General features: G+C 39.9%; 24 protein-coding genes. 18 read left to right on the top strand and 6 right to left on the bottom strand.

Features of this window, described 5'->3' with window-relative positions:
• The first annotated feature begins 213 nt into the window (after window positions 1-213).
• Both IQ244_RS13505 and IQ244_RS13500 read left to right on the top strand, forming a co-directional pair.
• Window positions 214-999 (top strand): PIG-L deacetylase family protein, encoded by a 786-nt coding sequence (locus IQ244_RS13505; RefSeq protein WP_193894790.1) that lies wholly within the window; start codon window positions 214-216, stop codon window positions 997-999.
• A 48-nt stretch (window positions 1,000-1,047) separates the two neighbouring features.
• Window positions 1,048-2,187, top strand: coding sequence for a glycosyltransferase family 4 protein (locus tag IQ244_RS13500; RefSeq protein ID WP_193894787.1), 1,140 nt, complete (start codon window positions 1,048-1,050; stop codon window positions 2,185-2,187).
• Window positions 2,188-2,313: 126 nt separating this feature from the next.
• Here the strand turns inward: IQ244_RS13500 and IQ244_RS13495 are convergent, their stop codons facing one another.
• The gene (locus tag IQ244_RS13495; protein ID WP_193894785.1) at window positions 2,314-2,595 is read right to left on the bottom strand and encodes a hypothetical protein; all 282 of its coding nucleotides are present in this window, start codon (window positions 2,593-2,595) and stop codon (window positions 2,314-2,316) included.
• 354 nt (window positions 2,596-2,949) lie between these two features.
• Here IQ244_RS13495 and IQ244_RS13490 point away from each other — a divergent pair, with 354 nt between their 5' ends.
• Both IQ244_RS13490 and IQ244_RS13485 read left to right on the top strand, forming a co-directional pair.
• Window positions 2,950-4,131: an AGE family epimerase/isomerase gene (locus IQ244_RS13490; RefSeq protein ID WP_193894784.1), complete on the top strand. Its 1,182-nt coding sequence runs from the start codon at window positions 2,950-2,952 to the stop codon at window positions 4,129-4,131.
• A gap of 42 nt (window positions 4,132-4,173) precedes the next feature.
• Window positions 4,174-4,761 carry a Uma2 family endonuclease gene (locus IQ244_RS13485; protein ID WP_193894782.1) on the top strand — a complete coding sequence of 196 codons (588 nt, stop codon included), beginning with the start codon at window positions 4,174-4,176 and terminating at the stop codon, window positions 4,759-4,761.
• 82 nt (window positions 4,762-4,843) lie between these two features.
• Here the strand turns inward: IQ244_RS13485 and psb34 are convergent, their stop codons facing one another.
• A complete protein-coding gene (psb34, locus tag IQ244_RS13480) occupies window positions 4,844-5,014 on the bottom strand; it encodes a photosystem II assembly protein Psb34 (protein ID WP_193894780.1) in 171 nt (56 codons plus the stop codon).
• Between the two features lie 200 nt (window positions 5,015-5,214).
• Between psb34 and IQ244_RS13475 the strand changes: the two genes are divergently transcribed.
• From IQ244_RS13475 to IQ244_RS13440, 8 genes are all read left to right on the top strand, one after another.
• Window positions 5,215-5,673 carry a hypothetical protein gene (locus IQ244_RS13475; RefSeq protein ID WP_416209775.1) on the top strand — a complete coding sequence of 153 codons (459 nt, stop codon included), beginning with the start codon at window positions 5,215-5,217 and terminating at the stop codon, window positions 5,671-5,673.
• A gap of 393 nt (window positions 5,674-6,066) precedes the next feature.
• Window positions 6,067-6,402: a cation:proton antiporter subunit C gene (locus tag IQ244_RS13470; RefSeq protein ID WP_193894776.1), complete on the top strand. Its 336-nt coding sequence runs from the start codon at window positions 6,067-6,069 to the stop codon at window positions 6,400-6,402.
• On the top strand, window positions 6,399-7,835 hold the full coding sequence (locus tag IQ244_RS13465) for a cation:proton antiporter (RefSeq protein ID WP_193894774.1): 1,437 nt from the start codon (window positions 6,399-6,401) through the stop codon (window positions 7,833-7,835). Before IQ244_RS13470 ends, IQ244_RS13465 begins: the two co-directional genes overlap by 4 nt.
• Window positions 7,820-8,209 carry a Na+/H+ antiporter subunit E gene (locus IQ244_RS13460; RefSeq protein WP_193894772.1) on the top strand — a complete coding sequence of 130 codons (390 nt, stop codon included), beginning with the start codon at window positions 7,820-7,822 and terminating at the stop codon, window positions 8,207-8,209. Before IQ244_RS13465 ends, IQ244_RS13460 begins: the two co-directional genes overlap by 16 nt.
• Window positions 8,206-8,472, top strand: a complete 267-nt coding sequence (locus tag IQ244_RS13455; RefSeq protein ID WP_193894770.1) for a hypothetical protein — start codon at window positions 8,206-8,208, stop codon at window positions 8,470-8,472. The genes IQ244_RS13460 and IQ244_RS13455 overlap by 4 nt, the downstream gene beginning before the upstream one ends.
• 3 nt (window positions 8,473-8,475) lie before the next feature.
• Window positions 8,476-8,757: a monovalent cation/H(+) antiporter subunit G gene (locus IQ244_RS13450; protein ID WP_193894768.1), complete on the top strand. Its 282-nt coding sequence runs from the start codon at window positions 8,476-8,478 to the stop codon at window positions 8,755-8,757.
• Complete coding sequence (locus IQ244_RS13445) at window positions 8,747-9,340, top strand: DUF4040 domain-containing protein (RefSeq protein WP_193894766.1); 594 nt, start codon at window positions 8,747-8,749, stop codon at window positions 9,338-9,340. Before IQ244_RS13450 ends, IQ244_RS13445 begins: the two co-directional genes overlap by 11 nt.
• On the top strand, window positions 9,337-9,999 hold the full coding sequence (locus IQ244_RS13440; protein WP_193894764.1) for a Na(+)/H(+) antiporter subunit B: 663 nt from the start codon (window positions 9,337-9,339) through the stop codon (window positions 9,997-9,999). Before IQ244_RS13445 ends, IQ244_RS13440 begins: the two co-directional genes overlap by 4 nt.
• Window positions 10,000-10,182: 183 nt before the next feature.
• Here IQ244_RS13440 and IQ244_RS13435 read toward each other — a convergent pair whose 3' ends face one another.
• Together IQ244_RS13435 and IQ244_RS13430 are read right to left on the bottom strand one after the other, a co-directional pair.
• Entirely contained in the window at window positions 10,183-10,662 is a 480-nt protein-coding gene (locus IQ244_RS13435; protein ID WP_193894762.1) for a tellurite resistance TerB family protein, read from the bottom strand.
• A 114-nt stretch (window positions 10,663-10,776) separates the two neighbouring features.
• Entirely contained in the window at window positions 10,777-12,045 is a 1,269-nt protein-coding gene (locus tag IQ244_RS13430; protein ID WP_193894760.1) for an FGGY-family carbohydrate kinase, read from the bottom strand.
• A 158-nt stretch (window positions 12,046-12,203) separates the two neighbouring features.
• On the opposite strand from IQ244_RS13430, the gene psaM reads away from it, so the two are divergent.
• The 3 genes from psaM (at window position 12,204) to IQ244_RS13415 (ending at window position 14,400) form a co-directional block, all read left to right on the top strand.
• On the top strand, window positions 12,204-12,299 hold the full coding sequence (gene psaM / locus IQ244_RS13425) for a photosystem I reaction center subunit XII (RefSeq protein ID WP_193894758.1): 96 nt from the start codon (window positions 12,204-12,206) through the stop codon (window positions 12,297-12,299).
• Between the two features lie 382 nt (window positions 12,300-12,681).
• Window positions 12,682-12,918 carry a DUF3134 domain-containing protein gene (locus tag IQ244_RS13420; RefSeq protein WP_193894756.1) on the top strand — a complete coding sequence of 79 codons (237 nt, stop codon included), beginning with the start codon at window positions 12,682-12,684 and terminating at the stop codon, window positions 12,916-12,918.
• 105 nt (window positions 12,919-13,023) lie between these two features.
• Window positions 13,024-14,400, top strand: a complete 1,377-nt coding sequence (locus IQ244_RS13415) for an MATE family efflux transporter (RefSeq protein WP_228058905.1) — start codon at window positions 13,024-13,026, stop codon at window positions 14,398-14,400.
• 63 nt (window positions 14,401-14,463) lie between these two features.
• Here the strand turns inward: IQ244_RS13415 and IQ244_RS13410 are convergent, their stop codons facing one another.
• On the bottom strand, window positions 14,464-15,969 hold the full coding sequence (locus IQ244_RS13410) for a response regulator (RefSeq protein WP_193894754.1): 1,506 nt from the start codon (window positions 15,967-15,969) through the stop codon (window positions 14,464-14,466).
• Between the two features lie 367 nt (window positions 15,970-16,336).
• Entirely contained in the window at window positions 16,337-18,151 is a 1,815-nt protein-coding gene (locus IQ244_RS13405; protein ID WP_193894753.1) for a PAS domain S-box protein, read from the bottom strand.
• A gap of 566 nt (window positions 18,152-18,717) precedes the next feature.
• On the opposite strand from IQ244_RS13405, the gene IQ244_RS13400 reads away from it, so the two are divergent.
• The 3 genes from IQ244_RS13400 to IQ244_RS13390 all read left to right on the top strand — a co-directional run bounded on the left by IQ244_RS13400 (window position 18,718) and on the right by IQ244_RS13390 (window position 21,073).
• Entirely contained in the window at window positions 18,718-19,608 is an 891-nt protein-coding gene (locus tag IQ244_RS13400; RefSeq protein ID WP_193894751.1) for a hypothetical protein, read from the top strand.
• Window positions 19,609-20,145: 537 nt separating this feature from the next.
• Complete coding sequence (locus tag IQ244_RS13395) at window positions 20,146-20,469, top strand: hypothetical protein (protein ID WP_193894749.1); 324 nt, start codon at window positions 20,146-20,148, stop codon at window positions 20,467-20,469.
• Window positions 20,470-20,872: 403 nt separating this feature from the next.
• Window positions 20,873-21,073, top strand: a complete 201-nt coding sequence (locus IQ244_RS13390; protein ID WP_193894747.1) for a hypothetical protein — start codon at window positions 20,873-20,875, stop codon at window positions 21,071-21,073.
• Window positions 21,074-21,195: the final 122 nt, after the last annotated feature.

Raw genomic sequence — 21,195 nt, 5'->3', positions numbered from 1 at the left:
AAGCGATAAGTGAATTATCATACTAAATACATTTTACTGTAATCACCAAATAAACTTTATGTACAGATGTAAAAAACAAGCTGAAATCTGAGAAATAAAAAGTAAATAGATATAGTCATTATTTAAGTTTGTTATCTTGACAGATTGGCAAAAACTCAACCTATTAATATTTGAATACATCTATTCACACCCTTATTCTTTGATTAAATATATATGCAAATCAAAACTTATTTACAACAATTACAAAAACTAATTCCCAGCATTTGGTTAGAGCGAATACAAGATATCCATTCTAGTTTCATAGTACGCTGGATTTTGCTTAGAGGTAGCCAGCCATTAACATTTAGTCAAAAATCTGCTATTGTATTTTCTCCTCACCAAGATGATGAAACATTTGGTTGTGGAGGCATGATTGCTTGTAAATGTGAGCAAGGTATTCCAGTAATAGTGGTGTTTCTGACCAATGGTCAAGGTTCAGGAAATATAGATACAGAATCAAGAAACAAAATTATTCAAACTCGCAGACAAGAAGCAATTAAAGCCTTAAATATATTAGGGGTAGAAACTTCATTAATTCATTTTTTAGAGAAAGCAGATGGAGGATTACAAGATTTAAAGATAGCAGAAAAACAAGAGGCGATCGCCCAAATATCTGAACTCCTCAAACATTATCAGCCAGAGGAAATTTACGTACCCCATCAAAAAGACTGTCACCGAGATCATGAGGCGACATATCCTTTAGTGAAAGCAGCAATTAAGCAAGCAGATATCAAAGTTGAGCTATTCCAGTATCCTATTTGGTTATTTTGGAGAGCGCCATTATTTATTATGCTCAAATTATCAGATATAGCCGCAGCTTACAGTTTTTCTATTATCTCAGTGCAGGATAAGAAAAATCAGGCGATCGCAGCCTATACTTCTCAGCTTGCAAGTCTACCTCATGGTTTTGTCAATCGCTTCTTGGGTGCTTATGAAATATTTTTTAAAGTTGAATCTTAATTATTGTCTACCTCCTACTATCAATAAAATCTATAGAGAAAAAATTCTATGAAAATATTACATATTACAAATCATGTCGAAAAAATTGGTAATGGAATTGTTAATGTAGCCGTAGACTTAGCCTGTCTGCAATCTCAAGATGGTCATGATGTGGCTGTTGCTTCTGCTGGTGGCGAATTTGAAACATTACTAGCACGTCATAACATCAAACACTGCCAATTAGATCAATCTAGACAACCACTCAATCTCCTCAAAGCTGCTTGGCGTTTTAGCGAGATTGTCCAGCAGTTTCAACCAGATATTGTCCATGCACACATGATGACAGGTGTCGTCCTGGCAGGTATTCTCCGCCAAGCATACCAGTATCATTTAGTATCTACCGTTCACAACGAATTTCAACGCAGTGCTGTCTTAATGGGATTGGCAGATCGAGTCATCGCCGTTAGCCAAGCAGTATCCGATTCAATGGTAAAGCGTGGTATACCTGAGAATAAATTACGCTTAGTTGCCAACGGCACATTAGGTAGTCCTCGTCATCCCAACATTCAAGATTACCAACCTTTACCCTTACATCGCCCAGCCATTACCACCGTTGCCGGGATGTATACTCGTAAAGGCATTGCAGAGTTAATCGCAGCATTTACAAAAATTGCCCCCAAATTTCCCGAAGCACACTTATATTTAGTAGGAAACGGCCCAGATCGTTCTATTTTTGAAGTAATAGTAGAAAATATACCCTGCGCCAAATTACGTCAACGAATTCATTTTGAAGGTTTTCAGCCAGAACCTCAACGTTATATGCTGGCAACTGATATTTTTGTCCTGGCTTCTTACTGTGAATCTTTTGGTTTAGTGCTAACAGAAGCGCGTGAAGCTGGTTGTGCTATTGTTGCCAGCGATGTAGACGGCATTCCCGAAACATTAGATAATCGCCAAGCTGGTATTTTAGTACCACCAAAAGATAGTCAATCTTTAGCCAATGTTTTAACGCAATTACTTGGTGATCCTGTACAACTCCAATATTGGCAAAACCGCGCCAAACAAAATTTAGACCGGTTCAAAGCCGTACGAGTGCATGAGGAAACAATGAATGTGTACCGGGAATTAGTCAAAAACTACAGCGTCCGTACAGTTATGGATACTCAAGAAGTCTTACTCATGAAAACTCCCACCGCCCCAATGCGTTGAATTAACTGGGAAGTTCTGGTTATGTTGCGATCGCCATACAGTTGGGGCTAATTTTGTGGAGACTCATCAAGTTTTAGCGTAATTTGTATGGCTGCGGTACTGCTGAGTCTAAAGTCTAATTCAAAATTATAGCGATTCACCTTCTTTGAAACGAAAAACCACAACGCCGCGTTTTCCCCTAACCCAACCCTCTTCAACTTTCAAACAGTAGTCTTGATATGCTGACTCTTGCAACCAACCCTTGCAGGTTTCAATATCTACAACAGATCCGTCAGGCAGCAAGCAACTCACTTGATATCTCTCCCCAACAATATCAAATAAATCGTTCCAAGCGTCGATCCATCGCTCTTCAAGTTCACTATTTGCGCTGTCCAACCTATTAATTATCTTTAAATCTATCTCTAGCATAACTTTATACCAACTTAATGTGAAGCTGCACTAAATGAAACTCTAGATTCTTGGCATTCTTGGCGGTTCGTTTCTTAAGATTCTGTGCCTCTTCATACAGAATTGGCATGAGTTAGTATCCTCTTTGACAAGTTATGATTTCATCCTTGAAGCTCTTTTTCGTCAAGCTTTCAAGCTTTATGCAGGCTCATAAAGAATTGGTATGACATCAATCAGATTGTGCATAAGAAACAAGAGAATTTTCCGTAACTCTTTGCGCGGCAGTTGCTTCAAGTCGGCAAAACCGCGCAACCCACTCACTCCTTTGCGTGAGATAATTTAACCCTGTTGGTGTTGATACAAGAGCGGAAATTTATGGAGTACGACTTCAAAGCATTGGCGGAACTTTACAAAAACGCACTCCTAAATGACGTACTCCCATTTTGGGAAAAGCACTCTTTAGACTTGGAACAAGGCGGTTACTTTACCTGCTTAAATCGAGAAGGCCAAGTTTACGATACCGACAAATTTATCTGGTTGCAAAACCGCCAAGTCTGGACTTTTTCGATGCTGTGCAACCAGTTGGAAAAACGCGAAAAATGGCTCGAAATTGCCAGAAATGGCGCTAAATTTCTTTCTCGACATGGCAGAGATGCCGAAGGAAATTGGTATTTTGCCCTAACCCGTGAAGGTCAACCCCTAGTACAGCCTTATAATATTTTTTCTGATTGCTTTGCCGCAATGGCATTTAGCCAATATGCCTTAGCTTCTGGTGAAGAATGGGCGCAAGATGTGGCAATGCAAGCTTACAACAATGTATTACGTCGCCAAGATAATCCCAAAGGTAAATATACTAAAACTTATCCCGGCACACGCCCAATGAAAGCCTTGGCTGTGCCGATGATTTTAGCTAATCTGACTCTGGAAATGGAATGGTTACTCCCCAGTGAAACTTTAGAAAGTGTTTTGGCGAAAACGGTTCAGGAAGTGATGAGTGATTTCCTTGACCAAGAACGGGGATTAATGTATGAAAATGTCGCCCCCGATTGTTCCCACATCAATTGTTTTGAGGGACGGTTGATTAACCCTGGTCATGGTATTGAGGCGATGTGGTTTATTATGGACATCGCCCGCCGGAAAAATGATAGTCAAACAATTAACCAAGCTGTTGATGTGGTACTGAATATCTTGAATTTTGCTTGGGATGAAGAATACGGTGGTTTGTATTACTTTATGGATGCCGATGGACATCCGCCACAGCAATTGGAATGGGATCAAAAGTTGTGGTGGGTACATCTTGAATCTTTGGTTGCATTAGCAATGGGTTATCGTCTGACAAAACGTGCAGCCTGTTGGGAATGGTATGAAAAAATGCACGATTACGCCTGGAAGCACTTTGCAGATCCCGAATATGGGGAGTGGTTCGGCTACCTGAATCGGCGTGGAGAAGTATTATTAAATCTCAAAGGCGGGAAATGGAAGGGATGTTTTCATGTACCCCGCGCTTTATACCTATGTTGGCAGCAATTTGCGGCTTTGAGTTCTGAGTCTGTTTAATCTGAGCTAGGGTACAAGTAACACTAAAATTAGTGATTGGTCATGAGTGTTGTAACAACCAAGCGATTTACTATTGATGAGTATCATCGGCTGATTGAATTGGGGTTTTTGCAGGAGAACGAACACATTGAATTAATTCGCGGAGAATTAATCCAAATTGTAGCCAAGGGAACGCCCCATACAGTTTGCAGTTCTATTTTATGTCGGCAACTGGATCGATTGCTAGGCGATCGCGCAGTTATTCGTGGCCAAGATCCAATTACTTTACCAAATCAAAGTGAACCAGAACCAGATGTAGCGATCGCCCGCGGAATCGATGAAGATTATCTCAGTCATCATCCCTATCCCGAAGATATTTTCTTGGTGATTGAAATCTCAGACACAACCTTAGATTACGACCAAACCACAAAACTAGAAATCTACGCAGAAGCTGGAATTTCTCATTATTGGATTGTTAATTTAAATGCGCGTCAGCTTGAGCGTTACAATCAACCCTATCAAAATGCTCAAGGTAAATTTAACTACCTCAGCAAGCAGATTTCTTTGGCACATCAGTCCGTCGCCATTCCTGGGTTTGAAGATGTTGTCTTGGACTTGAATCGGATTTTTCCTAATGTTGTCAGTGAATAGCAAAAACCCCGGCGAAACTAACCGAGGTCAAAGGAGAAGGTCTAAATATCAATGGGAGATACCGATACCGAAGTTAAAAATCTTAGCTGACGGCAAAAGCAAATAAAACTAAAGCTGTTACAACCACTGCTGCAACTGCACCTTGGATAGCGTAGCGGCGTTGTTCCCAAATTGCTGGATACTCGGCGTAGTACATCTGAGGTTCAGTTGCATAGTTATTTAAAATGCCATCTTCGTTAATGGTGGTGTACATAGTTGTTTTCCTTGTTTATTAACTTATGTAAATAAATTTAACAATATTGTTACAAAATGTCAACTAAGCTTGACAAAAAAAGTTTTATTACTTCTATTACATTGACTTATCGATGCTGGTGTTGCGGAAAATGTACTATCCTACATCTTGGTCTTACACTGAAGTTTGGAGTGAAGAGGAAAAAGTTGATGCGATTGTTAATGAGTACCTTACTTGCCAGTATTAGCCTTGGAGTGTCTGCATTAGCGGTTACAGCACAACAGCCTGTTTCTGAGACGCAAGTGGCTGCAATGGTAGAAGCATTAAGAAAGGCTGCACCCCAAACAGGTAAAATCAACGATGGACTTTATAGTGATTGGCAAGTCCAACCTGGTACAGTCAAAGCTTGGTCGAAATTTTGTCTGAAAAAAGAACTGTCACCAACGCAGTTTGAAAATAATCAAGCAACTGCACGCCAAATTATTTCTTGCATTACCCGCCGCGAGTTAAATCAACAGTTACGCGCTACTAAAAATAATGAAACTGCGGCAGTTAATGGTGTTGCTTGTTGGTGGATGACTGGTAACTATAGCGGTTGCAATAGTGGTTTTACGGCTGCTTACGTCCGAAAAGTTGTGGCTTTTTATCAGCAGCAGCGTACTAAACCATCGACTATTTAATCCCAAGAAATAGCGTTTCTCTTGATATATTATTAATACAATAATGTGGCATTGATATATAGAGATATATCAATGCTTATCTATTAAAAATGAGATGGTAATTTCTGACAAAGAAATCCAGAAATAAGCGAAAATACTTATTGAAAGTGAATTTTATTTTTAATTCACAATTGCATAGAAGCTAACAAAATCATGCCCCTAAACTCCTGCGGTTTAGGAAATATTTAGGCTTAGGCAAAATTTTATCTACTTCAAACATTACGTTGAAAAATTTTTCAATGAAATCTTCTATGTATTTTATTTTTAGAAGAAACGCTGATTAAGACTACACCTAAATATAGGAAATTTTTATAAAAGCAATTACATTCAACTCTCACACCACAGGCAATTATCGTGTTAGAAGCATGTATACTCGCAACAATATTTTGCGGATTTTTCGGCATCATCCTGAAAAAGAATCTGGTGATGAAAATCATCTCGATGGATGTTATGAGTACGGGGGTAATTGCCTATTACGTGCTGATTGCTTCACGAGATGGTTTGTTTACGCCAATTATTTCAGATGTTAAACATGGTGCTTACGCCGATCCAGTTCCACAAGCTGTGATATTAACTGCGATCGTGATTGGCTTTTCGATTCAAGCCTTGATGCTGGTTGGTGTGATGAAACTAGCACGAGATAACCCAACTTTAGAAAGTAATGAAATCGAGAAAAACAATACGCCATGAATACCATCACAATCGCCTGGATTGCCCTGCCGTTTTTTATTGGGTTCGTTATTTATCTGTTCCCCAAACTTGACCGCTATCTCGCTTTGGCGATGGCTTTTGTTTCGGCGGGATATGCGTTACAGCTATTTGTCACACCACCCATAAATCTGAAGTTACTAGATAATTTTGGCGTAACTTTAACCGTAGACCAATTAAGCGGCTACTTTATTTTGACCAATGCTTTAGTAACAGCAGCCGTCGTCCTTTATTGTTGGGACACTAATAAGACAGCTTTTTTTTACGCCCAGACAATCATCTTACATGGCAGTGTGAATGCTGCCTTCGTTGGTTCAGACTTAATCAGTTTATATGTAGCCTTAGAAGTTAGTGGCATTGCGGCGTTTCTGTTGATTGCTTATCCCCGGACTGACCGTTCAATTTGGGTTGCCTTGCGCTATTTGTTTGTCAGCAACGTAGCTATGCTGTTTTATCTGATAGGTGCGGTGCTAGTTTATCAAGCAGATCATTCCTTTAGTTTTGCCGGTTTGCGAGAAGCACCACCAGAGGCACTTGCCCTGATTTTTTTGGGACTATTGACAAAGGGCGGAATTTTTGTATCAGGATTATGGTTGCCGTTGACCCACTCGGAATCAGAAACACCAGTCTCAGCAATGTTATCGGGAGTGGTGGTGAAAGCTGGGGTTTATCCCTTGGTGCGGTGTGCGCTGATGGTGCCAGAAGTTGACCCCATAGTAAGAATCTTTGGAGTTGGTACGGCACTTTTAGGAGTCTTTTATGCCGTCTTGGAAAAAGATACTAAGCGGATGCTGGCATTTCACACAGTTTCCCAGTTAGGTTTTATTTTGGCTGCACCAGCTGTCGGGGGCTTTTATGCCTTAACCCACGGACTTGTGAAATCGGCACTGTTTTTGATTACAGGTAGCTTACCCAGGCGCAACTTCAAGGAACTGCAAAATAAACCAATCAATACGGCGGTGTGGATTGCTTTAGCGATCGCCAGCTTCTCAATTTCCGGCTTTCCCTTGTTGTCTGGGTTTGGGGCGAAGGTATTGACCACGAAAAATTTGTTACCTTGGCAAGCGATCGCGATGAATATAGCAGCCTTGGGAACAGCCATATCTTTTGCCAAATTCATCTTTCTGCCGTTTGGGGGTAAAGGCAAGACAAAGCTCGGTTTCTGGGCAGCTATGAGCCTGTTAATTGGTGGTTTATTTCTGGCCAATATTGCTTATTACGAGGCTTATACCGTCGAAAATATCATCAAACCCCTGGCAACCATTGGCATTGGCTGGTTAGCGTACCTGCTAATTTTCAAACGCTTAGTCATTAAACTACCGCGTGTACTAGAGCAATTTGAACATCTGATTGGTGTGATGAGTTTAATATTAATGCTGCTGTTTTGGAAGGGGTTTGCATGGTTGCCTATCTAAATGTGATATTGCGACTGACTATTTGGTTTTTGCTAACTGCTAATTTCAGTGTGGCAAATATCATTATTGGTGTCAGCGTCGCGCTTTTATTGCCAGGTATTCCTAAAGTCTCAGGAAAATTAAAAGATTGGCTGCGTGTGCTATGGGAAATTATCGTAGCGGTTCCCCAAGCTTATATTGAGGCCTTTGAAATTATTTTCCGTCCCCATAACTACGAAGATGTGACGTTGGAACAAGTTAAACCACGCCGCACTCCGGGACTGATATTTCTCGATATCTTTTTGATTACCTTTACACCCAAAACAATTGTTTTGAAATACCACGAAGCAGGCTGGTATGAAGTCCACTGGGTAAGACGGAGGAAACAGGCATGATTTTGAATCTGCTATTGTTTGCCATGATTTTGGCACTACTCATCCCCATGTATGAGGCTTGGCGGGAGGATGATATTTGGCAAAAAATGTTGGCATTTGCCAGTATTTCTACCAAAGCGGCCATCATGATTTTAGTGGTTTCTGTCTTGCGTGATGATTGGATGATTGGTGTGGTTGGGGTAATTATTCTGAGTGTGGGAAATGCTGCCCTAATGCTGTTAGCCCAAGTCATTAAACGGATGAGTGATGTTTTGCAAGGGTGAACTATGATCAACGCACTGAGTTATTTCTGCATTGGTTTAGGCATTTTCTTTTGGTTTTGGGGGACTTTTCCCTTATTGGGCGATCGCTCGGTATTATTCAAGTTACATGGTCTGACGGTAGCAGATACCCTCGGCTCAATGAGTATCGTTGTTGGATTGTTGCTGAAAATACCCAGCGAATGGCCGCTACTTATCCTCGCCATTATTTCCTTAGCAATGTGGAATACCATGCTGGGATATGTTTTGGCTTACTGTTCTAGTAGTGAGAAAAGCCATGACAGATAACTATATCTATGTGATCATTCCTCTGCTACCCATTGCCGCATCGATGCTGATTTTTCAATCTAATCCCTACCATGCCTTGGTAATGAGGGGAATATTGGGGGCGATCGCTGCATTCATCTATACAATTTTAGGGGCGGCGGATGTGGCTTTAACCGAGGCCTTGGTGGGGACAATGTTGGCGATTACGCTGTATGCGATCGCCGTACGTTCATCTTTGGTTATGCGGCTTGGTATTCTCGAAAACGATGAAAATCAACATTTTGAGCAACTTATCAATAACTTACGCTCAATTTTTCGCCAACACTATCTGCGCCTTGAGCTAGTTCCCTACACAGATATACATCTCCTGCATCAAGCCTTGAGCAACAAAGAAGTTCATGCTATTTGTATGGAGCCAGCCAAGCATGATGCTCTAGATTATGAAGATGAAACGCAACCATATCAAATCAGCATCAGAATCCGACGCATTTATGACATTATCCAAACTGAACTTACATCACCTACCACAAGTCTCAGCTATGTCATTCCCTCAGCAACCAATACACCAGATTTAAAGACACCAGTTTTAGGAGAGCATTCATGAAATGGCTCTATATTGTCGCCGGAATCGCCCTGTTTGGGAAATTTTTGTTTATTGCTAATCCTGCCTTAGATTTACCAGATATCTCGATTGTGGAAGCGGTTGTCCAAGACAGTGGCATACCCAATGCAGTTTCGGGGATTATTTTCCGAAATCGCCTCTATGACACTATCTTCGAGGTGGTGGTATTTACGATCGCCATTATGGGCGCTAATTTTCTCCTGGCAAATGAGAAACCATCCAGCACAGTTTATAATTTCACCGATCAACCATCCATTGTGTTGGCACGTTTGGGCGCGACTATTGCCGCGTTAGTGAGTATTGAACTGGGTATTCGCGGGCATCTCAGCCCTGGTGGTGGTTTTGCTGCGGGTGTAGCGGGTGGCACAGCAATTGGCCTCGTGGCGATTACTTCATCACCGGAATGGATGCAGGGGATTTACCAGCGTTGGCAAGCTGCTACATGGGAGAAGATTTCGGTACTAGTTTTTATTGTTCTGGCGGTGATTAATCTGTCTGGAGTTGAATTACCACACGGGGAGATGGGCGCATTGATTAGTGGTGGTTTTATCCCCCTATTCAATCTCTTAGTTGCAGTCAAAGTCGCCCTTGGTTCGTGGGCGGTGATTTTGATTTTTATTCGTTATCGGGGATTGTTGTAAGTAGAGCGAAGGCAGAAGGATAATAGGCTATTTTCCTAAGATAATCAAAGATCATCTGGCTTTGAGAAAATGGTAGAAAGCACCCTTGAGGTTGCGGATGACGGGAGTTGAATTTTGTTTTAAGTGGGTTAGCGATCGCCTAACCCACACCTAGTAATATTTAAAATTCAGGCCAAAGTAAAATTATTCCTCGTCTTCGTCATCTTCGCATTCTTCTTCGTCTTCATCTTCGCCAAACACTCCATCGATGAGTTCTTGAGCGCGTTCGTTGGAAATATTCAAGGCTTCTTGCAACTCAGAAATATAATCTTGTTCGCTATCAGGTACTTCTTCGTCAATACCTACCACCAAAATAGCGGTGATGTATGCAGCTTCCCGATAACCTCTGTTGGGTAATGATTCAATTGCTTTGGCAACCAAGTCTTCTGCATCTTCTTCCTCTATGAGGGAGACTAATTTTTGGCCTAATTCTTCAAAGTCTTCTTCAGAGTAATCTTCAAATTGAGCAATTTCGCCCAGAATTTCACTCAAAGCGTATTCTTCAGAGAAGGAAATACCTTCACCATCAGCTGCGCCGGAAAATAGTCCGATAAGTGCGATCGCAACTTCTGGTTCTAAAGCAACTGAACTGGCATTACGGCCTTTAGGCAAACGTCTAGACATAAAAATCCTATAAAAGTTTGATACTGCTTAAGCAAGCAATCTCTATGGCTGAAAATTGCTTCTTCGTTAGCATTCCCAAAAAAAATCAGAAAATACACAGGAATTCTGGTTTTTTTATGTAAACTTTTTTTCATCCTTCTGGTTGCTGGCTTTTGCTTTCGCTAAAAGTGCTGTGCCGTAAGCGGCTTCGGTGTTCGCTGAAGTAACTACAGGTACTTTTAAATGCCGTTGACGAATAGCAGTCCAAGTTGAATTGGCTGCACCACCGCCTGCTGTATAAACTCGTTGTACCTGATTTGCTCCCAAGCTTTGCAGTAATTCATAACCCCGTGCTTCTATCCGCGCAATACTTTCTAGCAACCCGTGTAAAAATTCTTTTGGTGTTTCTGGGCGGGGTGTGAGTCTTGGCGGTAATTTGGGGTCATTAATGGGAAAGCGATCGCCTGCTTTCAACAAAGGATAATAATCTAAATTACTGATTTTGGCTGGATTAATTTCCTGACTCAAACTTTCTAACTCTGCATTGGTAAAAAATTCTCGCAACACTGCACCACCAGTATTAGACGCACCGCCACTTAGCCACAAATCACCAAAACGATGACTGTAAATTCCATATCTGGCATCTTCTATACGGGTATGGCTTAATAACTTGAGTACCAACGTTGAACCAAGGGATGTTACAGCTTCCCCTGGCAATTCTGCACCGCTGGCGATAAAAGCAGCGATACTATCTGTTGTCCCAGCACATACTAAGCAATCTGTTGGTAAACCAAACTGAGACGCAATATCTGGGCGAATTTCGGCAATGGGTGTCCCAGGCGCGAAAACTTGCGGTAACTGAATCGATATTTCTAGTTTTTCTATCCATTCTGGATATTGCAAAGCTTCTACGTCGTAACCTAGCTTTAGAGCATTGTGGTAATCGCTAATACCCAATTGCCCATGCAGCAGAAATCCTAACCAATCTGCCTGATGTAGAAAATATCTAGCTTCTGAGAAAAATGCTTGCTGTGACATCCACAGAAGTTTGGCAAGACTAGAAGTAGCACTTAATACTGTATGGTTAAGCGGCGCAATTTGCCTCAATTGCTCCAGCACAACTGCGCCCCGTGCATCGTTGTAAAGTAAAGGTGCATCTACAGGCTCACCAGCCGCATCGCACAATAAAACAGTCGAGGAAGTCCCATTAATGGCGATCGCTCTGATTTGTTGCCGCAATGGCTCAGGAATAGCTGCTAATAAGCTCCATAAGGCACTTTTCCAATGTGCAGCTTCGAGTTTTTGCCCAGGATAGCGCACTTCTGTTTGCACATTCCCTTCATCGTCAATCACCACCCCCCTTGCGCCAGAGGTGCCATAATCAATCCCTAAATACAAATCCATATTTTTATAAATTTTTATAATGAAAGATAACTATAGACTACCGACTGACAGCGGCTTTTGTTGCATCTTGTAACAAGATATTCCCCAAAACTGGCAAAACAAGGAAAAGTAGTAAACGAACTGTCCAAAATTGATTTGAGCTTAGGAGGTTTTCAACCATGCCCATCTCAGATACTCAAGTTTACATTGCTCTAGTTGTGGCGCTAATTCCAGGTCTTCTGGCTTGGCGTTTAGCAACAGAACTTTACAAGTAGCATCACGCTCTGACTTCCTAAGCAGAGCATAACAGTGAAGTGCCACACCCTTACACAACAATCAGGCTTTGCTTGGTTGTTGTGTTTATGTTTAGGAAGGGAACAGGGAATAGGGAACAGGGAACAGGGACAATTCAATAAGAACCTGACAGATAAATCCGTTTGTCTACATTGCATCCATCAAGAGTTATCAAATCATGTAGGCGATCGCACACAAAAAATTTACTTCGCAAATTAACCGCAAATCATTCTTGTGGAAAGAAGAACATCTACCACAAGTTAGAGGTTTTTGAAATTACACGCAGCAGACTGTTAATCATACCGGGTTGCAATTGCTGAAAGCAACTTGGGATGCAGAGAGACTCTTCGGGGGTCAAACACAATGGTTAAACTGTCTAACCCTGCTCTCCACGAAGAACCCCGTTATCAGCCAGCACCGATAATTCCTCTCAAGCAAGAGCAATCTTTACTTGATTGGTTAGCTAGTACTGGTCGATTACAACCTTACGTATTTGCGGAAAACTATTACGAAGATGAGGAAGACGACGAGGAAGAAGTGGTAGAGCTAATCGATACCGATGAATATAAACCAGAGGAAATCGACCATTTAGATGAGTGAAGTTAACCACCAACAACATAAACTGCTGTTGGTGGTTAATTTTTGCCATATTCTACAAAAGTAGAAACGGCAAATTATCCCATCCTCACGTAATTTTTAAATCTGATGATGAATGACAACACCAGCAGATCCAGATTAATTTTTGAAGTTAAACAATGTCTGCTGTTAGCTGTTCCATTAGCAGCAGCACAACTAGCGCAATCGGCAACTGGTTTTGTAGATACAGTCATGATGGGTTGGTTGGGAAGTCAGACGATCGCATCTGGAGGTTTAGGTGCGGCAATTTTTACCTTTTTCTTGCTCATCACTACGGGCATGATTGCTGCTGTTAGTCCTTTGGCGGCGGAAGCATCGGGAGCCGGCAAGCCTGAAAAAATTGGACAGATTGTGCAACAAGGGTTAGGGATATCTCTGCTGTTAGGAATACCGATTACAGTCATTCTTTGGCATGGAGGTGCTTTGCTGGTGTTACTGGGGCAAAATGCTAACACAGCAACATTAGCGCAAACATATTTAAGAGCGATCGCTTGGGGTTTTATCCCCGGATTGGGTTTTGCTGTGCTGAAAAGCTTTCTTTCTGCCATCTCACAACCGCAGTTAGTCATGGTAACTGTGGTCTTGGGGACGCTGCTAAATATTACAGCTAACTATGTTTTAATGTTTGGCAAATTTGGATTACCCTCCCTCGGACTAGCTGGTATCGGTTGGGCCAGCACTCTATCCCTGTGGAGTATGTTTATTGCCTTGGCTATTTATATAGCTAGTCAACGGCGCTTTGCAATTTACAATATCTTTCAGTTTTCTGCTAATTACAGCTTCAACCGTCAGAGTCGCCGCATTTTTTGGGAGATTTTTCAGGTTGGCTTGCCTATTGCTGGACTAGTTGCCGTGGAAGCGGGATTATTTACTGTTGTCACATTTCTCATCGGGCAATTGGGGACAACGGCTCTAGCTGCCCATCAAATTGCTTTGCAAACGGCTTCTATGTCATTTCAGATGGTTTTGGGCATTTCTTTCGCCACTACAGTGCGTGTGGGACAGTTAGTTGGAGAGGGAAACTGGAAGGGTGTGCGTCTGGCTGGATATGTGGGAATTGCCCTGGGAGGCTTGTCTATGGCGATCGCCGGATTGATATTTTGGCTAGTTCCAAAATTGGTTGTTTCGCTTTACCTGGATATTGACAATCCCAACAATCAAGACGTAGTGGCTTTGGCGATGAAATTACTGGCGGTAGCCGCGATTTTTCAGATTGTTGATGGAATACAAGTCACCGCCGCCGGAGCATTACGCGGATTAAAAGATACTCAAATCCCAATGTTGATTGGGGTTTTTGCTTACTGGGGTGTTGGTTTATTGACTGGTTACGCGTTGGAAATTTGGTTTGGTTTTGGGGCGATTGGTCTTTGGTGGGGGTTAGCAATCGGTTTAGCTTGTGCAGCTATAGTATTGACTTGGCGGTTTAGGATTTTGTTATGTCGTTAGCGAGATAGGTAAACACATCCTAAAAGGCCAAAACTAATTCACTGCCAGCATTAAACTTTTGATTTAGATTGTCAATTCTAAATCACTCAATATTAAACTAAACGTCGTCCATCCCTGGTTACTTGCGACTTGAATGCTACCTTGCAATTGTGCTACTAACTTCTGGACAATCGCTAAACCTAAGCCTGTACCACCTTGATTCCAAATATCTGTCTCAGGGATACGGTAGAATTTTTGAAAAATTTTGGGTAATTCGGCGGTGGGAATTTCGGCTGAGTTACTGATAGCAATGCTCATTTTGACTGAAAGTTCGGAAATTTCATGACTGACACTCAAAATAATTGCCCCACCAGCAGGGGTATATTTACAAGCATTATTGAGCAATTCGACTAAGATGCGTTCTAAGCTGGTACGGTCGGAAAATAGTGAAGGCAAATTTTCGGGTAGATTTAGCTGTAAGGTTTGTTGATGTTCTTGAGTGCGGATTTGAAATGGCTCAATTACCCAAGGTAGCCACTGTTGCAAGAGTAACAAATCAGGAGCCAGCAGCAGATTAGATGAATTTTCGAGCCGTTGTAACTCTAATAAGTCGTTGATTAATTCCATTTCCCGATCGCACTCTGCTTCTAAAACGTCGAGAAAGTAATGCTGTTCTTGAACAGCTGTTGACATCTGTAACATTTGGATCATGCCTTTCATGTGACAGAGGGGCGATCGCAATTCATGAGACACTAAATTTAAAAAGTCATTTTTGAGTTGATTTAGCTGCTCTTGTTTGATTTGCTGTTGTCGAGCTTCCATTGCTTGTAGCCGTTCCGTCACATCCCGAAATACTAATACGGCACCTGTAATATTATCTTTGTCGTCTTTGATGGGTGCGGCGCTATGATCAATTGGTGTTTCACTACCGTTTGGTGCAATCAGTATAGTTGTTGTCGAGAGAGGCGCGATCGCTCCTGATTGTAAAACTTTTTTTATCGGATTTTCTAAGGGTTCACGAGTTGCGATATCAACAATTTTAAATATTTCTGATATATTTTTTTTAATAGCTTCTGATTGCGTCCATCCTGTCAACTTTTCTGCTACCGGATTCATAAAAGTGACTAGTTGATCGCTATCGCTCGATATCACACCATCACCAATACTATTTAAGAGTGTAGACAACCATTTCTGGTTAGTTTTTAATTGCTTTTCTAGCCTATGCTTGGTGAGAGCTATTTCAATATTAGTTTTTAGTTCTCTTTCTTTAAAGGGCTTTAACAAATAACCAAATGGCTCGGTGATTTTTGCTCTTTCTAGAGTACTTTCATCGGCATAAGCAGTTAAATAAATTATGGGGACATCTAAGTATTTATGAATTTGTTCCGCAGCTTGTATACCATCCATTTGCCCTTTTAATCGTATGTCCATTAGTACTAAGTCTGGGCTGATTTCTACAGCTTTATTAATTGCTTCTTGTCCTGAAGAAGCAATAGCAGGAACTGTATAACCAAATTTTCTCAGTCTATTTTGTAAATCTTTAGCAACAATAGATTCGTCTTCGACAACTAAAATATTCGCGTCTGTCATGTATGTATCTTATAAATTTAAGTCTTAAAGTGCAGACAAAAATAAGTATGTAAAAAACCATCAGATGAAACCCCTATTTTGTCCTCCTATCTTGTGATATTATTAGAAATTTACCTTCTAACTTATATAGTACTTACAAAAATATAGGAATCATATTTGATTTGAAGAAAAAACTCAGTACACCTCTATTAATTCCTTTCCTGTTCCCTGTTCCCTACCTACACAAGTAATTTCAATAATCAAGTCGGATTCCTATACTTTTTTCGTTTGGGCTGTCAAGAGTAAATGGTCAATAGTTTAAAAAACCTTTATTTTTGACCCTTGACTCTTGTACTAGAAAATAAACTTGCCAGTTATGTAAGCCCTGTCATATTAATGGAAATCTTATCTGAAACTCTACACCAGTATTACTTTGAATATTGATATCACCTGCTATTTGTTGAGTCAAAGCATCGACTAACTGCCAACCTAAAGATGCTGTAGTTTTGAAATTGAAATGAGGTGGTAAGCCAACGCCATTATCGCTAACAGTGATAGTGAACTGCTGATCGAAGTTTTCTGTAATTCCAATATAAATTTCTCCATCTCCACCATGAGGAAAGGCATATTTTAAAGAGTTAGAAACCAGTTCATGAATAATTAAACCACAGGGAATTGCTAAATCCAAGCCGAGTAAGATATGAGCATCAACATTGACTTTGAAAGAAATTGCGCCTTCATTAACTTCGTAAGAACTAAACAAGCTGGCAACTAAATCTTGAATATATTCTCCAAAATCAATTCGCGCCAGATCAGGAGATTGATACATTTTTTCATGAATCAACGCCATTGAGGCAATGCGCTGCTGACTTTGTTGAAAAATTTCCATATCTTGTTTGTCTTTAATATACTCAGATTGCAAATTGAGCAAACTAGAAATTACCTGTAAATTATTTTTTACCCGATGGTAAATTTCTTTCAGTAAGACTTCTTTTTCTAGTAATGATGCTTGAATTTGTGCTTGAGAATGTTTGCGATCGCTAATATCTTCAATGACAGCAATAAAATACTTTGGTTCTCCCATAGTATTGCGTGTTAAAGAGACAGTCAGATTAATCCAGACAACAGAACCATCTTTGCGAAAATAACGTTTTTCTATAGTGTAAGTTTGAATATTACCTATTAATATTTCCTCAACGTATTTCAAAGAAGTAGTTAAATCATCTGGGTGAGTAATTTCTTGGAAAGTGCGTAACTCTAGTTCTTCGGCTGTATACCCAACAATATCGCAAAGTCTTTGGTTAACTAATAACCATCTTCCATCTAAACCTACATGGGCAATCCCAACTGCTGCTTGATGAAATGCAGTGCGGAATCGCTCTTCGCTATCTCGTAATGCCTTTTCTATTTGTTTACGTTTTGTAATTTCTGTCTCTAGTGATCCGTTGATTTTTTTTAACTCGGCTGTGCGTTCCTCTACTTTGATTTCTAGTTGTGCAAGTATTTGACTCAGAGTTTCTTCTGCTTGTTTGCGCTCAGTAATATCAGTATGAGAACCTACCATCCTGATTACATTACCCGCTTCATCCCATAAAGCTTGACCCCGATCTAATATCCATTTATACGTCCTGTCTTTACACAGAACTCGAAATTCTTTAGCGTAAAATGGCGTAACTTTAGCAAAGTGATCTTGAACTGCTTTCACTACAGAATCTAAATCCTCTGGGTGGACTCGTATCCAGATTTCTTGAAGATGATTTTCAATTTCATTGTCTGCATAACCAAGCATTTCTTTCCAACGAGAGGAGAAGAAAACTTGATTTGTTTTGATATTCCAATCCCAAATACCATCATTATTGCCACGTAAAGCTAACTGCCAACGTTCTTCACTTTCTCGGAGGATTTCTTCTGTTCGTTTACGTTCGGCAATTTCTGTTGCTAATTGAGAGTTTGCCGCCTCTAGTTGTGCATGACTAGGTAAAGCTAGTGCTTGAGGTATCAATGGCAAAAGTTGTATAGCTGTAGTTACCGAGATTAATGCTGTGATTGCTTTAATCAATCCTGACAACCAATAAATGGGATACCACAGTGTCCACACATCCATGACATGAGTTGTACCGCAAGCAATGATAAATGCGCCAAACATTAAAAATATCCAGTAGAAAGGCACATCTCTTCGTTTGCGAACGAAATACACCAACATGACTGGAATTGAATAATAAGCTATTGCAGTTAGTGTATCTGAAATAACATGTAACCAGACTAATCCCGGTTTCCAGAGATAGCAATGTCCGTGGGGAATAAACTGATTAGGAAAAAAAAATTATCTAAAAACACCATCCTCAAAACCTAATTTATTGTAAAAGTCTTTACTGGAGCGTCATAGTTGGGGGAAGGTTTTTTCCCGCATCAGTGTGTAGACACCTATAAAGTACTTGTATCCTTCATACTGCATAATAATGAGCTTTTTAACTAAGTAATGTAATAAATATTGATTGACATCAAGTTATCTCAAAAACCAGTTGTTTGTTACCGTAAATATTCTGAAATTGACTTTTTATCGTATAACAAATATAACCTATTTTCATGGTGGTTTTACCTGGAATGAAAATAATCAACTAGTGTTTATCTCAAATTTGCGTGAGTTATCATCAACAAAATCTATATTAAGTGACTGTTAGTATCTGTTTAAAAGATGCGAATATGCTTAAGCTAGGTTAGGCTAAATTTTTAGTAGAACGCTAAGTTTAATTGGAGGATAAGAGTAAAATGAAGCGTTTTTTGACGGGAATGATTGTCTTAACTAGCCTATTGATAGCGCCTAGTTGCTCATCGATCCCAAAATCTGCCGAAAAAAAAGTATCTGATAGTGATGCACATAATACTGAGCATCAGCACAATATGTCGAGTGATCATCAAGGACACTCAATGGAACATAAAGGTCATGAAGCTAATACAAAAATTACTACCCAAGCTAAACTGACTGCGCCCAAAAATCTCGCACCAAATCAACCTGTAAATTTAGTTATTAATGTTCAAGATACTGCGGGAAAATCTATTGACAAGTTTGATAATTTTCAAGAAAAACTAATGCATTTAATTGTCGTGAGAGATGACTTAGCTACTTATGCTCACATTCATCCAATATACAAAGGTAATGGTCGTTTTGAAGTAAGTGCTAATTTTTCTAGTCCTGGCAATTATAGCTTGTTTAGTGACTATAAACCATCTGGACAAAAAGAGGTAGTGTCACTCATGCAAGTCAATATTCCTGGCTCAGTTCCACTACCAAAAAATTTAGAAAAGTTTGAGAAAACCAAAGTTTTATCTAATATTAAAGTTAATCTCAACGGGGCTAATAAAAATATCCAAGCTAGTAAAGAAGTAACCTTAAATTTTGATATCGAAGATGCTGCTAATAATCAGGCAATTAAGGATTTACAACCATATCTAGGCGAAAGAGGTCATTTAGTTATTCTCAAAAGTTCATCACCTCTGGCAGTTTCCGATTATATCCATGCCCATGCACTCAAAAATAGCCCAGATGGGCAGATAGAATTTATCACCAGTTTTCCTCAGCCTGGAACTTATAAGCTTTGGATGCAGTTCCAGCGCAATGGTAAAGTTGATACAGCTGATTTTTGGGTAAATGTAATCTAAGTTTGGCCGCCTAGGCAACTGATTCAGACTTGCATCTAGCACTAACTAGTTTACGTTAGTTCAAGTCAGGTGGGCAATGCAGAAAATTCTGTCGAAAGCTGATTTTTACCTTGGGGACATTGCCCACCCTCCGGTTATTGAGAATGCTGCATCATCTGAAGTTGATAAATAGCGATCACTCCCATATTTAACTAATATTAATTGTAAATCTATCTAAAAGTAGATTTTTAAAATTATTGAAAATAACTGAAAATCAAAATTAGTGCTTTGTCAGGACTCATTTTGTTGCATAAGGGTTGCAATTAAGTACCAATCAGTTTATTGTATTTGATTAAATCACGTCAATTTGTACTGGTTGTTGAGAAAAGCGGGTAAATACAGTGGTAGGGAGAATAGATACGAAAATTCGCCCTACTATCTCATTACTCAATTTAATCTTAACTTGACAGTATTTCAATTTAATTGAAAGTGATAAAGCCGTGTTGCAGAAGCGTTCTGTTTAATTGGACGTACACGAAAATATAAGGGCTTGCTGGCATGAGACTATCTGAGCTAGATCCACTCATACCGCTAAATAATTTACGCGAAGAACTTCTGAAATTACCGAAGGGTTACTTATTTTACGAAGAAGAACTAGTAGAGTTCTTGTCTCGGAGAAGATGGCCTGAGAGCGATCGCCGCATTGACCGCACAACTTTTTGGCGTTGGCGAAACGATAATGCAATTGAACGCCAAAAAGTATTTAGTCGATTGGATCTTCTCAAACTCTGTCGCATCTGCGACCACTACCGTGTAGATGGAACTCGTAATGAGTATTTAACCATCATGAAACAAAAAGAAGAGTTAGCATTTAATAGATGAAGATGAATCTTTAATCATAGGTTAAAAGGAAGAAAAAGTGTTTCTTGGCTATTTTGCTAATGCATCACTGTGCTAGTCAGAGGCTAATATCTTTGTCCACAAAGTAAAAATTAGGGTTTACCCAAATAAATTCTCACTATTGCCCACCTGACTTTAGATGTAAAATACCAAACCACAAAAACCCGGTTTAGGCAGAATTTTAGCCAAAAAATCGGGTTTTGCTAATTATTATTAAAAAATCATCCAATACAATTTTTCTTTTGAGAAACTGACATCTATCTATGGTCAGAGAATATGTTTAGTTAGCATAAATTAAATCATGCTATAAGAATGAGGTTTTTATTTAACTCTCCATAGAGAATTTGGAAAAAATCATTTATTTATAGACGTTGAAAGTGCCATTATGTTCACCATTGGTGATTATGTGCTAAATCAACAAACAGGCCATCTAGGAAAAGTTATTGGTTACGGACAGCAAATTATTAATCATGATATGCAAGCTGTAACTCTGAAAGTCCTAGTAGCTGAGACTGCTAATTCTCAGAGAAGAGAGTTTGTATTCGAGGATCAAGTTTCAGCATGGGTTAGATGGTCTGTAGTATAGAAAGTTTACTTAGATAAACAAAGGTTAAGGATTATGGTGCGTGATGTTATTTTCTGTATACAAGAAACTGCTGCCGAGATAATATTTCAATATTCTTCAACACCTAAAAAACTTAGTGAATT

Source organism: Nostoc sp. LEGE 06077, from assembly GCF_015207705.1.
GTDB lineage: Bacteria > Cyanobacteriota > Cyanobacteriia > Cyanobacteriales > Nostocaceae > Nostoc_B.
Note: the sequence above shows the minus strand (reverse complement) of the source record. Positions and strands in the feature narration are given on the sequence as shown.

Bases quoted from the DNA above. Each gene is read 5' to 3' on its own strand.
- IQ244_RS13495 (WP_193894785.1), bottom strand. From the start codon at position 2,595: ATGCTAGAGATAGATTTAAAGATAATTAATAGGTTGGACAGCGCAAAT.
- IQ244_RS13420 (WP_193894756.1), top strand. From the start codon at position 12,682: ATGGTTAAACTGTCTAACCCTGCTCTCCACGAAGAACCCCGTTATCAG.
- IQ244_RS13500 (WP_193894787.1), top strand. From the start codon at position 1,048: ATGAAAATATTACATATTACAAATCATGTCGAAAAAATTGGTAATGGA.
- IQ244_RS13435 (WP_193894762.1), bottom strand. From the start codon at position 10,662: ATGTCTAGACGTTTGCCTAAAGGCCGTAATGCCAGTTCAGTTGCTTTA.
- IQ244_RS13400 (WP_193894751.1), top strand. From the start codon at position 18,718: ATGAAGCGTTTTTTGACGGGAATGATTGTCTTAACTAGCCTATTGATA.
- IQ244_RS13455 (WP_193894770.1), top strand. From the start codon at position 8,206: ATGATTTTGAATCTGCTATTGTTTGCCATGATTTTGGCACTACTCATC.
- IQ244_RS13395 (WP_193894749.1), top strand. From the start codon at position 20,146: ATGAGACTATCTGAGCTAGATCCACTCATACCGCTAAATAATTTACGC.
- IQ244_RS13430 (WP_193894760.1), bottom strand. From the start codon at position 12,045: ATGGATTTGTATTTAGGGATTGATTATGGCACCTCTGGCGCAAGGGGG.
- IQ244_RS13450 (WP_193894768.1), top strand. From the start codon at position 8,476: ATGATCAACGCACTGAGTTATTTCTGCATTGGTTTAGGCATTTTCTTT.
- IQ244_RS13390 (WP_193894747.1), top strand. From the start codon at position 20,873: ATGTTCACCATTGGTGATTATGTGCTAAATCAACAAACAGGCCATCTA.
- IQ244_RS13445 (WP_193894766.1), top strand. From the start codon at position 8,747: ATGACAGATAACTATATCTATGTGATCATTCCTCTGCTACCCATTGCC.
- IQ244_RS13460 (WP_193894772.1), top strand. From the start codon at position 7,820: ATGGTTGCCTATCTAAATGTGATATTGCGACTGACTATTTGGTTTTTG.
- IQ244_RS13410 (WP_193894754.1), bottom strand. From the start codon at position 15,969: ATGACAGACGCGAATATTTTAGTTGTCGAAGACGAATCTATTGTTGCT.
- IQ244_RS13485 (WP_193894782.1), top strand. From the start codon at position 4,174: ATGAGTGTTGTAACAACCAAGCGATTTACTATTGATGAGTATCATCGG.
- IQ244_RS13415 (WP_228058905.1), top strand. From the start codon at position 13,024: ATGATGAATGACAACACCAGCAGATCCAGATTAATTTTTGAAGTTAAA.
- psaM (WP_193894758.1), top strand. From the start codon at position 12,204: ATGCCCATCTCAGATACTCAAGTTTACATTGCTCTAGTTGTGGCGCTA.
- IQ244_RS13440 (WP_193894764.1), top strand. From the start codon at position 9,337: ATGAAATGGCTCTATATTGTCGCCGGAATCGCCCTGTTTGGGAAATTT.
- IQ244_RS13505 (WP_193894790.1), top strand. From the start codon at position 214: ATGCAAATCAAAACTTATTTACAACAATTACAAAAACTAATTCCCAGC.
- IQ244_RS13475 (WP_416209775.1), top strand. From the start codon at position 5,215: ATGAGTACCTTACTTGCCAGTATTAGCCTTGGAGTGTCTGCATTAGCG.
- IQ244_RS13465 (WP_193894774.1), top strand. From the start codon at position 6,399: ATGAATACCATCACAATCGCCTGGATTGCCCTGCCGTTTTTTATTGGG.
- IQ244_RS13405 (WP_193894753.1), bottom strand. From the start codon at position 18,151: ATGTTGGTGTATTTCGTTCGCAAACGAAGAGATGTGCCTTTCTACTGG.
- IQ244_RS13490 (WP_193894784.1), top strand. From the start codon at position 2,950: ATGGAGTACGACTTCAAAGCATTGGCGGAACTTTACAAAAACGCACTC.
- psb34 (WP_193894780.1), bottom strand. From the start codon at position 5,014: ATGTACACCACCATTAACGAAGATGGCATTTTAAATAACTATGCAACT.